The organism is Paenibacillus glucanolyticus NBRC 15330, assembly GCF_004000885.1.
Taxonomy (GTDB): Bacteria; Bacillota; Bacilli; order Paenibacillales; family Paenibacillaceae; genus Paenibacillus_AQ; species Paenibacillus_AQ glucanolyticus.
Genome location: NZ_BIMC01000006.1, coordinates 255,398 through 270,557, shown reverse-complemented (window position 1 = coordinate 270,557; position 15,160 = coordinate 255,398). Strand labels below are relative to the sequence as shown.

The following is a 15,160-nucleotide window of genomic DNA, read 5'->3' as shown; positions in this document are numbered from 1 at the left end:
CCGTCGTTTACGTTCGGATCGGATATCATATAAAATAATGCGGATATTTCTCGCGCAAAATATCCTGCTCCACAACGACAAGGCGCAGATGACTCTCCATCACTTTCATGGCCTGCTCCGCTTTTTTATTGACAATCAACTGATACATTTCTTTATGCTGGGAGATGATATTCTCCCAGTTGGAATCCTTGGACAGCCGAAGGAGTCGCAGACGGTTGAAATGAATGTTCAGCTGCTGCAGCATCTTCCAGGTCCGTTCTTTTTGCACACCCTCAAACAGAATTTGGTGGAACTCTTCGTCCAGCTCAAACAGCTTATAAAAATTATGGTTGCCCGCGCATACATCCTGGAGCGCAATATTTGTCTCCAGCCGGAAACGGAACTGTTCGGGAAAAAAATCGCAGGCAAGCGCCACGATCTCCTTCTCGATCTTCTCCCTGATGAATCGGCCTTCCTCAACATGCCTGAGATTAATACGGGATACGATCGTCCCGCTTTGCGGAATGATGTCCAGCAGTTCCTCTTCAGCAAGCTTCATAAACGCTTCCCGGACCGGCGTTCTGCTGACATTCAATTCGTCCGCAATTTCTTTTTCCGAGATTTTCGTACCCGGCTCCAGCTCCAGATGCAGTATCCGATCCTTCAATAGATGATAAGAATACTCACGGGTAGAGCCTTTAATCTTTTGCTCTGTTGACATATATCGTTACCTCTTTCTCCTACGCTCTATGTTCTCTATACTTCGCTATTATCATCGGCAGTTAGCAACGCAACTCATGCGGATTATTTCTTCCGATCACTGTTGCTGTTAAGATATTCCTCCTCTATATTACCTGAATTAACGGCTCGGACGGTATAAAATGTATGGGAATATCCGGAAAAAGGTCGCGCAGCAGTCCTGCCACGCATTCCATACCCGGCTCCTCGCTGGCAGCATGGCCCAGCAGAAGCAGGGACAGAGACCGGCCCTGGGCCGCTGCATCGCCGATGTATTCAGGTGTTTCCCATTCCGGCCCTTCACCCGTGATGAGCAGATCCAGCTGCTCATTCAGGCAGAGCGGGATCGCATGCGATCCGCCTCCCCTATAACCCACGGCTATGCCGATCCTGCTGCATACACTGCTCTCATTTCCGGTATATCGCAGGTAAGGAATGCCCAGCTTTTTTTTTACGTTCTCCGCTATATCCTGGACACTCATCGCTTCCGGCAAAGTGACGATGGCAGCCGTCGGAAGAAACTTGACGACATCGTCTCCATAGCCCAGCGCCCTGACAAGCCCCTGCGTAATCATATCAGGAACGTACCGGTGAGGCGCATCGTGAAAGCGATAGATCGTCAGCTTCCCAGATTGGATCAAGCGGAGTTTATCCTGATAAACGGGGCTTTCCGTCATTCCTTCATACTCGGCCCCATGATGGGTGTAGAACACCCCCTCATGCGTAATCAGCAGATTCGCTCCCGCCTGAAGCGTTCTCTGGATAACTGAATGCGATGCGGCAAAGGTAACGGCAATTCCGTGGACAACGGCGGCCTCGCTTCCTGCAACGACCCTGTCCACCGTGGGTGCATGGGGTTCCGTCGAACCAGTTAACCGGTTGATAACATCCTGAACGGTAATACTCAATCTACAACAACCTCCTTGGATCATCGCAGCCCGCCGAATGAAAACAGGCCGCCCTTTCCATGACGAAACGGCAGCCTGTGATCCGTTGGTTATTTCTGCTCTTTATAGGTTTTATACGTTTTATTCGCAATTTCCAGGTATTGCCCCACACCCTGGCTATCCAGCTCTGCCACGAACTTGTCGTAATCGGCGAGATCACGGTCGCCCAGAATAAACTTCAGCGTGTTTTGATCCGTGTAATCCTTGAGCGGCGTGCTGAGCAGCGTCACTCGCTCGCGTTCTTCAACCGAGTAAGGGATTGGCGGCTCCGGCTTCACCACAGTTTTGGTCTCGCTCATGCTCTTCTGGAATTGCTGTTCTTCCTCGCTGAACATGGATTGCAGCAGCTCGGTTGTACCGCCATAAGCGAACACCCCTCCGGAGAAGCCGTTCTCAATCCGCAGATCCTTTGTGCCTTTCGGATTCAGTCCGTTGTAGTTAATGTCGTCCATCAGCTTGCGAACGCCGCCTTCTTTGGTATACGTTACGCCTTCAACGCCCCACTTCGCGAATTCCTGTCCTTCGTCGCTGTAATAGAGCCAATCGATAAACTGCAGGATCGCTTTAAAATGCTCGCTCTCTTTCACTTTAGAAGAGATCATGACCCCGTTCTCAAGACGGCTGCCGGACATCAGCTGGCCTGCGGGACCGCCGGGAACCGTGATTTTGCTAATCGCATACTTGCCTTCACCCAGCGTTTTGTCCATGTCGTTACGGTGCTGAACGACGGTCTGGGAATTGCCGTTAATGATGAAGGACTTGCCGGAGACAAATTTCTGCACGGCCTGATCGTCATCCTGGGTAAAACTCTCTTTGTCCAGCAAGCCTTCAGCCACCAGCTTATGGAAGTAGGTCAGCATTTCCTTATACTCTTCCGTGGTTGCCGTATAAACAAACTCATCCTTGTCTTCCAGATAAGTCAGTCCGCTGCCGAAGCCCCATCCGGCTTTCGTGCCAAAGCCCGTTGCCGCGATGTTCAGCGTGCTGTTGAATTTAAAGCGGTCGGAGAACGGCGTTACATCCGGATATTCCTGCTTAAGCTGTTTCATGGCCGTATACAGCTCATCCCAGGTCGTCGGGATGGCAATGCCATGCTTCTCGAAAATATCCTTGCGGACAATCAGTGTATAGTCCGGCCATACCGCTTCATGCAGGCCCGGGAGCACGTAATATTTTTTGTCCTCCTGACGGAGTCCCTCCAGTTCGCTATCCATATCCCATTTCTCGACCTTGTCCTTGAAGTTTGGCATTAGGTCAATATAGTCGCTGATCGGAAGAATCGCCCCGGAAGCCACGAACGCCGATTCTTCCCCCGGGTAAGTCTTCGGAATGACCAGCGGCGCGTCTCCGGAGCTGATCAACAGACTGCGCTTCTGGCTGTAATCGCTCATTGGCACAATGGTTGGCTTCAGCGTCACGTTTGTCATTTCTTTTAGTTTAGCAAAAAGCATCCAGTCCTGCTTGTACGGGTAGGCAGGCTGATCGCTGTAGAGGATCGACAGGTCAAACGGCTCCGTTGCCTTGAATGCATCGCCTACCGCGTAGGTTTCCATGGCGCCCTTATCCTGTACTTCGGCCTCTTTGCCGCCGGTTTTGTCATTACATGCAGCCAATACCACAACGATCAGCGATAACAGGAACGCTTTGCCCCAAAACGAACGAGGATTCTTTTTCATCTTTCCATTCCCCCTAAGGTATCCATAATGGCCGTTCAGATGTCCTATTGCTTAACAGATCCCAGCATGATGCCGGTTACAAAATAACGCTGCACAAACGGGTAAATCGTCAAGATCGGCAGGATGGTCAGCACCATGGTCACCGACTTGATGTTAGCGGATATCTGCGTCAGGTTATCGGCAGAGGTAGCACCAGCTGAAGTGACACCCGTTGCACCGGCAATCATGTTGCGTAAATAAATCGTGACCGGGAAGAGCTCCTTCTGATCCAGATACAGAAAGGCTGGAAACCAGGAATTCCAGTGCCCGACTGCATAGAAGAGCACCATCGTAGCGATAACCGCTTTACTTAAAGGCAGCACAATTCGGAACAGCATGCCATACGTATTCAGGCCGTCAATGGCCGCGGCTTCCTCCAGCTCTTCCGGCATATTTTCAAAAAACGATTTCATAATGAGCATGTTGTAGATGCTGATGGCTCCCGGAATCACAATCGCCCAGATGGAGTTGCCGAACCCGAGGCTGTTGATGAGTACATAGTTCGGGATCAGGCCTCCGTTGAAGAACATTGTGAACACCGCAAACATCGTCAGGAACTTGCGGCCCAGCAGTCTTTTCTTCGATAAGGCGTAAGCAAAGATTGTGGTCAGGAACATGGATATCGCGGTACCTACCACACTGTACACAACGGTGTTTTTGTAATTCGTCCAGAACATGGCGTCTTTAGTTACGGTTTTGTAGGTATCGATATTGAAGCCCCTGGGAATCAGGTTGACCTTCCCGGAGTTGATGTACGACTCGCTGCTGAAGGACTGAGCGACCACGTTCAGGAAGGGATACAGCGTGATAAAGACGATAAACAGCAGAATGATGGCATTGCACACTTTGAACACCTTATAGGATCTTGACTCCTTCATGTATGCCTCCCTCCTTACCATAAGCTTCGATCCGTGAGTCTTCGAGAGATCGCATTCACAGAGAATACCAGTATCAGCCCGATCACGGATTCGAACAGCCCGATCGCCGTGGCGTAACTGAAGTTGCTCGATACGAGACCGACCCGGTACAGATAAGTCGAGATCACGTCAGCCGTCTCATAGATGACCGGATTGTACAGCAGCAATATTTTCTCAAAACCTACTGCCAGGAATGCCCCCATATTGAGGATCAGCAGCGTAACAATCGTTGGCAGAATGCCTGGAATCGTGACAAACATCGTTTGCTTCCAGCGGTTGGCGCCGTCGATTCTCGCCGCTTCGTACAGGGATTCATCAATCGTTGTTAATGCCGCCAGGTACAGAATCGCGCCCCAGCCCATGCCCTGCCAAATTTCCGAAGAGATATAGATCGTTCGGAACCACTCGGCCCGCTGCATGAAATTGATTCTGTCTCCATTGAAGAATTCCACCAGAGAGTTAATGGAGCCATTGACTGAGGTCAATTGCAGGATCATTCCGGCAACGATGACGATGGACAGGAAATGCGGAAGATAGGATGCCGTCTGGACAAACTTCTTGAATCGCTTGCTCTTTACCTCATTCAGCAGCAGCGCGAAGATAATCGGAACGGGAAACGTAAAGAGCAGAGACAACGCACCAAGCAGCAAGGTGTTTGTGAACACATTCCAGAACGCGGGATCATGGATGAACATTTTGAAATAATGCAGTCCTACCCATTTCTCTCCATAAATGTTGCCTCCAGGCATAAATCGTCGGAAGGCGATTATGTTGCCGATCATCGGCCCGTATTTGAAAATGAGCAGGTATACAATCGGCAGAACCAACAGGGAGTACAGCTGCCAATCCTTTCGGATCAGCGCCGCGAGGATCTTAAGCTTGGGTTTCTTGGCCGCTTTCACGGCTGGCAAGGGATGATTTGCGACTTTTGGCTCCATTGACGTCATTCACTCCAATCCGTAAGGCCTTTCCTTATGCTTGTTCAATCTGAACAAGACCATCATTCTTTATCCATTTCAATGCAACAGCAAAATAAGTAATCGCTTTCAAAACTGTCGTTATCATCGTTCAACTTCGGCAAGCCTGGGTATGATCCACCCGGTGCATTGTATCCCCCCTTTTTATATTAAGCGCTTACATTGTTGATTTAAAAAATAGACTCCAACTCATGGATGTCCTTCCGGAAAAGAAAACCAGCCTGTTCTTCCTCCTATGTAGAGAGTCAATGATTGTATACTAGTATAACTAGTATGGTAGTTGGTTTCATTGTAATGGACGTTTTCTACAATTTCAACACCTTTTTTTATCATTTATAAATTTCCGATTCTAAACCTCAAAAAAAACCGTGAGCAGATTCAGGCTATGGCCTGTTGCGTCACGGTTTATCGGATTTCATTCCTACCAAGGTATTCATCATGTATAAAGGGCAGAAGTTCTCGCTTCTGCCCCTTGAGGTTTCCCTGCCACCATTTGATTTACTTCAGCTCCGTCACATTGCCGTCAATGCTGATGCTTTTAATATCCAGATCCCCCAGAAAAACGAGGTTATTCTTGCTGTCCAGATTATACAGCCACTGAAACCCGCTCTCTGTAGTACTTGTGGAACTAGCATGAAGCATTGTTACGGAGCCGTCCACGGCAGTCACCTTAACCTCCGGCGTATATTCCGGTAGTTTATCCAGCTTACCATCCGTACGCTTGCCTTCAATGGCCACACCGATGGAAGAAACATGAATTGTGCTGAGAGACAGTGCCTCCTCACCTTCATGGATCGCCTGATTCAGATTCAACTCTCTTTCCTTGCCGGCAGAAATAGTAAATTGAACATCCCATGGCCCATCAACAGCTTGAGTAGCGTCCGCGGCCGTGATTCGATCAGCTGTGATCCGTGCCTTTAACCCTTCGAGGTCATTCATCGCATCCATCTCAAATACGCCGACCAGCTTTTTGTTATCGTCCACAAGCTGCTGTGCCACCATATAACTCACATCATGTTCCGCTTTCAGTTCAAGTCCGGGTATCGATGCACCCACGGGGAATGGCTTACCATCCTCCTTCGTGAAGCTGACTACCAAATAACCGCTGTTGCCGACATAAACGCCTTCTTCAACAATCATGCTTACCCCCGACACGGTATCCTTCCCTTGTATAGGTGATCGTTCATCTTCCGCAATGGACGCGGATGGACCGAAGAACTGCTTCAAGCTATCCATGTATTGGCTCGCAAAAGCGGTCGTGCTAAGTATCATGATCATCGCGGCAGCGATAACGATACTGGCTTTATATTTTTTCACTTTCCTGTTTTTCAACACTATCGTTTCCTCCTCTTGAATATGGTTCATCGCTCGGTTCTTGATCCGTTCCATACTGATCTGCTCCGTCAACTCGCGTTCCTCATCCTCCGTAAGGAGGAGATTATCCAGATTCTGATTGTCGATATTGGCCATAATATCTACAATTCGCCGCTTCACTTGCATCCATCCCCTTTCGTTATCGATTTGAAGCTTCACTTCTATAGACACCATCCTTCATAGAAATCCTACGGATTCTCGGTTTCATAATGAATGCGCAGTTTGTCCCTTGCCCGGCGAATCCGCGCGGTGACGGCTTTCTCCTGCATATTCAGCCTGCTTGCAATGTCGCGGATTTTCTCCAAATAGAAATACCTGCGGATGAATATTTCGCGATCAGGTTCGCCCATCCCCTGCACCATGCCGCTTATCGTTTCTTTCTCCTGTCGCAGAATAGCCAGTGCCTCGGCAGAGGGACAAGAAACTGCATCATCTTCCAATTCAGATTCAATGATACGCTGTCTTTTTCGCAATGCATTCAGGGTATGATTACGTGCGGCTATGGCCAGATAAGGCCTGAGACTATCCCCGCGCAGAATGATTCTGGGCCCGTCTGTCCACAGCCTGATGAGCACATCACCGGCTATTTCCTCCACATCGTAGGAATTAAACCGCCCACCTGCCACCTTAGCGACCACCGCGGCTATGTAGCGTGAATAGCGATCAACCAAAGTTTCAAAACATCGCAGATCTTTCCTTGCAAGCCCATCCAACAATGTCCGATCCTCCATGAATCCTCCCCCCTTAATCGTCATCTCTTTTGGTGAACCCAGCGCCATAGATCAGGTGCTACTATATAAGACACCTATAATTCTAAAAACCCTACACACCTTTCGAAAAAATGATCCTTTCACAGGACGACCAACCCAATGGAATAACTTTGTCACGACAAAAAAAGCCGATCCATTTCGGATCAGCTTTTCTGCAAGCACATATGAAATTACTCCATTACTGTAATGAAGGAGAAGCCTCGGATTGTTGTCTCGATATAATAAACAGCACGATCCAGATCAACAGGAAGCCCAGGAGCTGCGGACCTGTTACAACCTGCTGGAATACGATCCAGTTGATGAGCACGCCTACCATAGGGAAACTCAATTCAGCGAGTGTCGCTACAGAGGCTTTGGTCGTGGTCAGTCCTTTATAATACACAAGCAAGCTCAGAAGACCTGGCAGCAGCGCCTGACCGATAAGATTCAAGGATACCAGGGCAAAGTCGCCTGTACCCCATGCCGGCATATTCCATGCAGCGCCCTCGCTCCACGTAATGACGGTCAGAAGGGGCAGTGCCAGCACAAAGCGCAGCGAGGTTACCGTCTCGTACTTCAGCTTGCCTACCATCAGGCGTCCCATCACCGTTGAACCGCCCCACAAGGCTGCTGCGCCTAATGACAAGAGGCTGCCTACCTGAATAAATTCATTCCAATGTCCGATGGGCAGGGTTAAACCGAAGGTCAGCAAATACGTACCTGCCAGAGCTATCACGAGTAAAATCCCGAAATGACGGGGGAGCTTCTCCTTAAGCAGCAAGCTGGCCAGTATAATGGCAAATAGCGGCTGCAGCTTCTGAAGAAGCAGGACGGCATTCAGATTACCGCTCGACAGTCCCATCGTAAACAAGACGGTAGCCAATGCCGAGCCACCCCAAGAGATGAACAGCAGTGCACCAACATGATTCCATCCAAGCCCCTTTAACTCCATGCGGTTCTTCCATAATACAGGAATAGCTATCAACGAAATAATGACGTGTTCAAGCAACACAATCTGAGCAGAAGTCAGATTCTTCAGCAGAATAACCCGGAATAGAGGATCAACGCCCCACAGGGCGGCTCCCAAAACGACGAGCCAAAACCCTCCCTTAAAACGTCGGCTTGCCTGTGTGTCGGAATCGTAGGGTTTAACCTCGACTCCGGTATTAACATTACTCATCTTGCCCTCTCCTGTCTTGAATACGGAGGTCTTGCTAGCAGAAAGCCCCCGTAGACGACATGTGTCGACGTATACGGGGGCTGATCAAACAAGCCTACTGTGAAACGGATATATTCCTATCCCGTTCCACAGCAAACTCATCTTTGATCTTCTCCCATCCGGACTTTACCGTCGGCCTTGGATTTGCACCAAGTCAGTCGCTGCATTCATATAAATACCAGAACGTAGCGAGTCGCGGGCTGAGGTTCGTTCACGTTAAGGAACGAACCATCACCGCCGGTTAGGAATTTCACCTTACCCCGAAGATCCATATTCATGTTTTATTTTGTAACGCATTAATTAACCAATAATTCCTATGAGGTTAGTCGATATATTGAAATTATAACATGAATGGTTTCATGTAAATACATCTATTTTCAAAATAAATGATTTTCGCTCCGGATTCAATGAGAAATCTCACATTCAACTAATCCTTACTGAGAATTATACAGCAAGTATCAATTAGTTACCACTATGATTTTTTGCCATTTTCCCGTGATGTCTCGAATACGGCTCCAGCTATAATCCCTGCTGCACCTGCCTGAAGGTTCAACAGATGGAGTGCCTCCTTCGTATTCAGACTCATTCCGCCTGTTTGAGGCAAAGACGCCAAGAGATGAGATGAATCGGCGGCAGCCTCATCCTTGTACTGCTTCGTTTCGCTTAACAATATCTTGCTCCCATTCGATTGAACGATGTATTGGCGCAAATAGCCGCCTTCCCTTACCGTCACAAGCCTGCCTTTGTTCTCTTCTTCTTTCTTGTTCTTCTGAAAGATCTCTTCAAACCCTTCCTGCCCCGGCTTTGCGATCTTCAGCCGGGCAGAATTCCAGCTCGTATAGTCGGATTCGATACGCATATGGCCACATCCTTATCAGCTTATTCATTCACTGATATTATCGGTGACTTGGGGCTTCTGTTTAATTCATGGCAGCGCTAACCTTCACCGCAGGACAAGATCGCGCTTCAATACACGGACAACGTCAATAATTTCACAGCAGTAATAGATCTGCTCCTGTGCTTGATGCAGTACGAAAAGACCGTCCTTAAGGCTCATAGAGAGCTTTAAGGACGGTCTTGTGGTTGCATGACTTCAGTTTGATTCTAGTCCATCCATTGGAGCTGGACCAGAGCACGGTTCAAAACCAGCGCCGCTTGAGCGCGGGTAACCGAGTCGAGGGCCCCATAGTTGCCACGGTGGTCACCCTGCACAATGCCTTGATCTGCCAAGCGACCGATATTTGCCGCCGCCCAGGCCGGTATGGAAGCTTGATCCTTGAATCTGTCAACAGCGTCCGTACCCTTGCCAACTGGAGCAGATGGACTCACCGCCTCCATCGCACGGGTCAGCATCACAGCCATCTCGGCACGCGTCATGCTGGCGTTTGGCGAGAAGGCTCCTCCATTACCGCCTTCAATAATACCGTAGAGCGAGGCCGCACCAATCTCGCCAGCATAAGCGGAGTCATCACGGACATCCTTGAACTTCCCGCTCTCGATTACAGGACTGAGGCCCATGGCGCGCACCAGCATAGCTGTAAATTCAGCACGCGTGATCTCTCTGCCAGGCGCATACGCATTCGCATTCACTCCGTTCACGAGCAGTTTGGAGGCCATGGATTCAATCTGTTCCTTCGCCCAGTGACCATCAAGATCCGTAAACGTCTTCTTGAACTGCAGCAGCGTATAGATGCCGTTCCCGGCATGCTTCACTTCCATGGCAGGTTTACCGTTCCATGTGGTCTTTACAGCCGGAACAAATCGGAAGATCCCTGCTGCATCATCATAGATCACGGCTGTAACGGAATCTGAATTCGCTCCTGCCGGAAGCGGTAAAATCCGGCTGACCATCTTCTTCCCGAAATCTTTCACTTCTTGCTCTTGCCCCTGTGCTCCAACGGCAACACCGAACTTGACGGCTGTACCGTTCACCGGAGCTGCACCCATGGAAGCTGCCTTGCGTGACATATCGTTTGCCATCTCGGCGCCAATCGGACTCACAGATACTTTCACCTGAAGGCTGCTTGAACCCTGTGTCTGCTTCAATGCTCCATCCAGATTCAGCGCTGCCAGTGGAAGACGGTAAGCGCCAAGAGCGGTTTCCACAACCACAACTGCTTGCTCATTCTGTTCCACCGCTTGAATCAGCCATGCAGCCGGTATGGCCGCTTCTGCAGCGCCGGTCAGGTCGGAAGCCCGAATCACAAGCTCCTGCTGACCACTGGCTGACAATCCAGCAACGGCTTTCTTCCAGGCTGCTTCATTAACGGTAATCTGAGCCGTTGACCCACTGGAGACGTCGATCTTGAGATCATCGCCTGTCAGCACGTTCGCTGCTGAATTGCCACCGGTCGAAGGAGACGTTGGCCCGGTTGTTGGCGGTGTGACAGAACCGCCGCCTCCCGATCCGCCTGATCCTGTGCCAGGCTCTGGCGTCGACCCGCCATCACCAGGGTTTGCCGGTTTCTTCTGCTCGATAATCCGTCCCTCTACCTTAGGCGATACGGTTCCGCCCAGCTTCGTTACATACTCCATAAAAATTTCGTAATCCGGATAGCCGAGATCCTCGTTGTATTTCCCTTCGGCAATCGCGTCGGCAAAGGATTTGTATCCATCCCCGCCCTTGGCCACAAAGCTGTTCGTAGCCATGCGGTACGTCTCCGACAGTACCAGAGGTTTGTAGCTTCCGTTCTTCATAATCTGAACATCAAACACTTTGTTTCCTGCCGGTGCCGTCGGGTCCCACTTGAATTTCATGCCGGCGATTTGCGGGAATTTACCCGGCAAATCCGTCAGCTTGGCACCGCTGATTCCATTCTCCAGTCCGTCCTTCAACTGCTGGCCTGTAACATCCAGTACAAACAGGGTATTTCCGAAAGGCATCACCGTACGCAGTTCGCCCATCGTGATTTCACCTTCGTCGATGGCGGCCCGAATGCCACCACCGTTCATTAGAGCCACATCAGCATTTTTAAGCTCTTTGGCTTTTGCCAGCATGCCGTCAGCGATGAGATTGCCCAGATTTGTCTCCTTGGAACGGACATTCTCGCGATTCCCGTCAAGCACGACTGCTGCAATACCGACAACCTGCTTCATCAGCTCTTCCAATTCCGCTTTATAAGGATCCAGCATGTCCTTGGCCTGCGTATCTTCCGCTACCGTATTGTCAACAGGGATCAGCTTGCCGCCAAGCTCGCCTTCCCCAACGAGGACAACGCCGTTGTTGTCAAATTGCAGGTCTACCCGGCCCAAGAATTTGCCCCATTCATTGGCTTGCACGATAACCGTTGGTGTCTGGTGATCGTTGTCGATAACCACTTCCGGTGCATTCAGCGTTGTATGGGTATGACCGCCAACGATGAGGTCAATGCCTTCAACAGCCTTCGCAAGCTCCTGGTCCCTTGCGTAACCAAGGTGGGAAAGGGCGATGATTTTGTTAAGTCCATCCTTCTCCATAGCTTCCACCGTAGCCTGAGCGGAAGTCACCGCATCCTTGAATATAACGTCTTTACCCGGACTGGAGGTTTCAGCCGTATCTTCGGTCGTTAATCCGAACACCCCTACCTCCTGACCGTCAACCAGCAGGGTCACATAAGGATACACCCCACTGTTGACCGTTGTTTTCGGTTGCCGGGTGTCGATCAACGCCGGATTTTTAAGCAAGTGCGAAATGTTGATATCCCGGCTCAGGTCCACGTTAGCGCTAACCAGCGGGAATTGTGCCTTGCTCACGAAATCTGCAAGCGCCTGGGTCCCTTGGTCGAACTCATGGTTTCCGAATGTCATGGCATCATAGCCCATGTAGTTCATGAAGGCCAGATCGGCCAATCCGAACCATTTGGTGAAATACAGATCGCCCGAGAATACATCCCCTGCATCCAGCAGCAGGTTGTTTCCGCCCTCGCTGCGCACTTGCTCTACCAGCGTTGCCCGTCTGGCCACTTCGCTCAGATGTGCATGGGTATCGTTGGTATGCATGACCGTCAGCTTCCATGGCTCGTCTACGGCCGAACCATCCGTAACCCGGACGGGTACTTCCGCTGCACCGTAACCGTCCTTGCTCAGGACGGTGATCACGGCTTCACCCACGGACAGTGGCGTTACCAGTCCGTTCTGATCCACGGTGGCTACCGCTTCATCGGTAGAGCTCCAGACGAGCTCTGTTGAACCGCCTTGAGTCGGTTCAACGGTCGCTTGCAGCTGCGCCTTGGCACCGCCTGCAGCCAGTGTCAGCGAAGACTTATCCAGCGAGATTCTACTAACTTTGAGCTCCAGCAGAGCTACAGTTCCGCTAACCTCGTTGGCAACCAGCAGCAAGGGACGTCCTGTCGGACTGTCGAAAGCCGATATAAAGTCCAATCCCTCCGGACCGGAGTCCGAGGTAATGCCGGCTGTAAAATCGCGTGTGTTGATATAGTTCAGGAATGTCGGAGCCGACGGATCACTTACGTCATATGTCATAACTCCGCCAATACGCTCCAGTCCGACAAAGGCCAGTGTTTTCTGCCCGACCTTGCCCACCGTTACATATTCCGGCTCTGGTCCTTTCTTGGAGCTGCGGCTGTCCAGATCGATTTTGTCATTACTTGCATTAAAGTAATTCGGCAGACGCTCAGCCGTAATCTTCTCGAAATCGCTGCCGCTGTCGTAGACGGGGGACATATGGTCTGCATTCCATATGGAGAATGAACGGGCACCATACATGTACAATCCGTCATTGCCCATATCGCTGGCAACCTCAACCTTATCGTAGGTACTCCCTTTGTCCGCCAGGAATTGGGCAGCCGCCGAGGATGGGTTCAGGCCGGATTTCAATTTGCCGACGTCACTTTCATTGCTTCGATCGTCCCAGCCGGTTGCGTCCCCTTCATTCGCAGACAGAATGTATTGCTGTCCGTTTACGCTGTAGGTCGCGATTCCGTCCGGCATATACATCCCGTAAAAAGGGACGTTCTCAAACTTGATCTGGCCGTCCTTCAGGAGATCCAGCTCGTTCCCGGGTTGATTGAAGTCCTTGTATCCCAGTCCCCGAACCGATGTAATCGACTTGGAGGCGATATCGACTACTGCCATCGCATTGTTCTCCTGCAAAGCAACATAGGCAGTCTGCTCATCCTCGGACAAGGCGATGTATTCGGGCTCCAGATCATGGATGGCAGACGTTTTCGGTCCGCTTGTTATAATCTTGCCATCCGTTTCTACAGTTCCGCGAATGTGGACAGTGTCATCAATGATCGACGGATCATCAAATTTCAGTTGGCTTACTTCGTTTGATGTTGTATCGATGATCGTGATGCTGCCTTCTGGATCCGGAGCTGTCTCTGTGCGAGGCTCTCCTTCATCCGCCGTCAGGATATAGCGGCCATCCGACGTGTATTTAACCATATCCGGTTGGATGCCCGTATCATATGACGTGATCAGGCTGCCCTCATAATCGAGGACGAGAACCTTTCCGGGCTTGGTATGATCCAGCTCCTGGACAGCAACCACAACCTTCTTGGTCTTGTTATTGATGTCTACACTGGTCAGATCGCCGTACTGGAAGCTGCCCGTTTCCGCCAGGGCCTCTACGTTAATCTGTTTATCTTTGACAAGGCTGCCATCGGCATGAAGAGATACAATCTCCAAACTTGCCGGCTGGGTAGAGCCATTCACCAAATACAGCTTCCCATTGTCCTTGTTGTACTTCACAATCTCCGCGACACCGCCATCCTTGTTGGAGGTGCCTACAGCGTAATGTCCAATCATCTCGACAGCCAGCTTGTCTGCAACCGGCTCCGAACGTTTACCGTATACTTGCAGCGTGACCTGCGACTGCGTCGTTGCTGGTACAGGTGCGCTGTCTTGCGCTGTTACATCAATTGTATATTCGCCCTTTTGTCCAGCTGCAGGTGTTCCCGTAACGATCCCTGTATCTGCTGCCATCGACAAACCTGCCGGCAAGCCTGCCGCGGTGAAGGTATACGGTGCTTGTCCGCCATACACATCAACCGTAACCGTGTAAGGCTCCTCTTCATACGCATCCGGAAAAGCTGCAGTAGAAATGCCAAAATTGGCAGCCAGTGCAGTTCCACCCTGCGCTGCTTCCACGTTGACTGGCTGAGATGCTGCCTGATTGGTATCCGCCAGCACGGTTCCCGCCGAGAATAGAGAGGCCATCGTTATTTCTGCTGCCATCCATAGCGAGACGACTTTCATGACATTACGTTTCAAGTTCATTTCCCCTCTTCTTAGACCTTATTATATTTTCAATTGTACGGCCGAAGTGTTAACTCTCCCTCAATATTAGTCGCGGATTATGTAAAATGGCGCCTGGACGACAAGAAAACCGCCGATCAAATGACGGCGGTTTCCTTCAAAGCAGCAGCCATCAATCAAGCCAAGCTGCCAACGCCAATTACGGTAAATACGATTCTCACGCGGCTATCCCGCCCTCCTCCAGACCCCATGTACATGCCTCTTCATTCTGCTACTGTAATACGATCTATCATCCCATTTGGAATATATAACCAATTATTCGAAGACAAAAACGCGATGCGAAAAAC

10 protein-coding genes and 1 riboswitch are annotated in these 15,160 nt (G+C 50.4%); all 10 genes read right to left on the bottom strand.

Translation table 11 applies throughout. From position 1 onward, the window contains the following. Nucleotides 1-25: 25 nt before the first annotated feature. Nucleotides 26-700: a GntR family transcriptional regulator gene (locus PGL02S_RS12575; RefSeq protein ID WP_006208577.1), complete on the bottom strand. Its 675-nt coding sequence runs from the start codon at nt 698-700 to the stop codon at nt 26-28. Between the two features lie 124 nt (nt 701-824). Continuing rightward, entirely contained in the window at nt 825-1,625 is an 801-nt protein-coding gene (locus PGL02S_RS12570; protein WP_036641156.1) for a Nif3-like dinuclear metal center hexameric protein, read from the bottom strand. Between the two features lie 89 nt (nt 1,626-1,714). Continuing rightward, nucleotides 1,715-3,340 carry an ABC transporter substrate-binding protein gene (locus PGL02S_RS12565; RefSeq protein ID WP_036641155.1) on the bottom strand — a complete coding sequence of 542 codons (1,626 nt, stop codon included), beginning with the start codon at nt 3,338-3,340 and terminating at the stop codon, nt 1,715-1,717. Nucleotides 3,341-3,384: 44 nt separating this feature from the next. Beyond that, entirely contained in the window at nt 3,385-4,257 is an 873-nt protein-coding gene (locus PGL02S_RS12560; protein ID WP_006208574.1) for a carbohydrate ABC transporter permease, read from the bottom strand. 14 nt (nt 4,258-4,271) lie between these two features. Further along, nucleotides 4,272-5,234 carry an ABC transporter permease gene (locus tag PGL02S_RS12555; RefSeq protein ID WP_006208573.1) on the bottom strand — a complete coding sequence of 321 codons (963 nt, stop codon included), beginning with the start codon at nt 5,232-5,234 and terminating at the stop codon, nt 4,272-4,274. Between the two features lie 537 nt (nt 5,235-5,771). After that, on the bottom strand, nt 5,772-6,773 hold the full coding sequence (locus PGL02S_RS12550) for a hypothetical protein (RefSeq protein ID WP_036641243.1): 1,002 nt from the start codon (nt 6,771-6,773) through the stop codon (nt 5,772-5,774). A gap of 62 nt (nt 6,774-6,835) precedes the next feature. Then, nucleotides 6,836-7,378 carry an RNA polymerase sigma factor gene (locus tag PGL02S_RS12545; RefSeq protein ID WP_036641154.1) on the bottom strand — a complete coding sequence of 181 codons (543 nt, stop codon included), beginning with the start codon at nt 7,376-7,378 and terminating at the stop codon, nt 6,836-6,838. A 217-nt stretch (nt 7,379-7,595) separates the two neighbouring features. Then, a complete protein-coding gene (locus PGL02S_RS12540; RefSeq protein ID WP_036641153.1) occupies nt 7,596-8,576 on the bottom strand; it encodes a DMT family transporter in 981 nt (326 codons plus the stop codon). A 142-nt stretch (nt 8,577-8,718) separates the two neighbouring features. Further along, nucleotides 8,719-8,887: riboswitch (FMN riboswitch) on the bottom strand. 200 nt (nt 8,888-9,087) lie between these two features. Next, nucleotides 9,088-9,474, bottom strand: a complete 387-nt coding sequence (locus PGL02S_RS12535; protein WP_036641151.1) for a hypothetical protein — start codon at nt 9,472-9,474, stop codon at nt 9,088-9,090. A gap of 245 nt (nt 9,475-9,719) precedes the next feature. Then, entirely contained in the window at nt 9,720-14,834 is a 5,115-nt protein-coding gene (locus PGL02S_RS12530; RefSeq protein WP_036641149.1) for a choice-of-anchor I family protein, read from the bottom strand. Nucleotides 14,835-15,160 lie beyond the last annotated feature (326 nt).

Bases quoted from the DNA above. Each gene is read 5' to 3' on its own strand.
- PGL02S_RS12535 (WP_036641151.1), bottom strand. From the start codon at position 9,474: ATGCGTATCGAATCCGACTATACGAGCTGGAATTCTGCCCGGCTGAAG.
- PGL02S_RS12555 (WP_006208573.1), bottom strand. From the start codon at position 5,234: ATGGAGCCAAAAGTCGCAAATCATCCCTTGCCAGCCGTGAAAGCGGCC.
- PGL02S_RS12550 (WP_036641243.1), bottom strand. From the start codon at position 6,773: ATGCAAGTGAAGCGGCGAATTGTAGATATTATGGCCAATATCGACAAT.
- PGL02S_RS12540 (WP_036641153.1), bottom strand. From the start codon at position 8,576: ATGAGTAATGTTAATACCGGAGTCGAGGTTAAACCCTACGATTCCGAC.
- PGL02S_RS12530 (WP_036641149.1), bottom strand. From the start codon at position 14,834: ATGAACTTGAAACGTAATGTCATGAAAGTCGTCTCGCTATGGATGGCA.
- PGL02S_RS12575 (WP_006208577.1), bottom strand. From the start codon at position 700: ATGTCAACAGAGCAAAAGATTAAAGGCTCTACCCGTGAGTATTCTTAT.
- PGL02S_RS12560 (WP_006208574.1), bottom strand. From the start codon at position 4,257: ATGAAGGAGTCAAGATCCTATAAGGTGTTCAAAGTGTGCAATGCCATC.
- PGL02S_RS12545 (WP_036641154.1), bottom strand. From the start codon at position 7,378: ATGGAGGATCGGACATTGTTGGATGGGCTTGCAAGGAAAGATCTGCGA.
- PGL02S_RS12565 (WP_036641155.1), bottom strand. From the start codon at position 3,340: ATGAAAAAGAATCCTCGTTCGTTTTGGGGCAAAGCGTTCCTGTTATCG.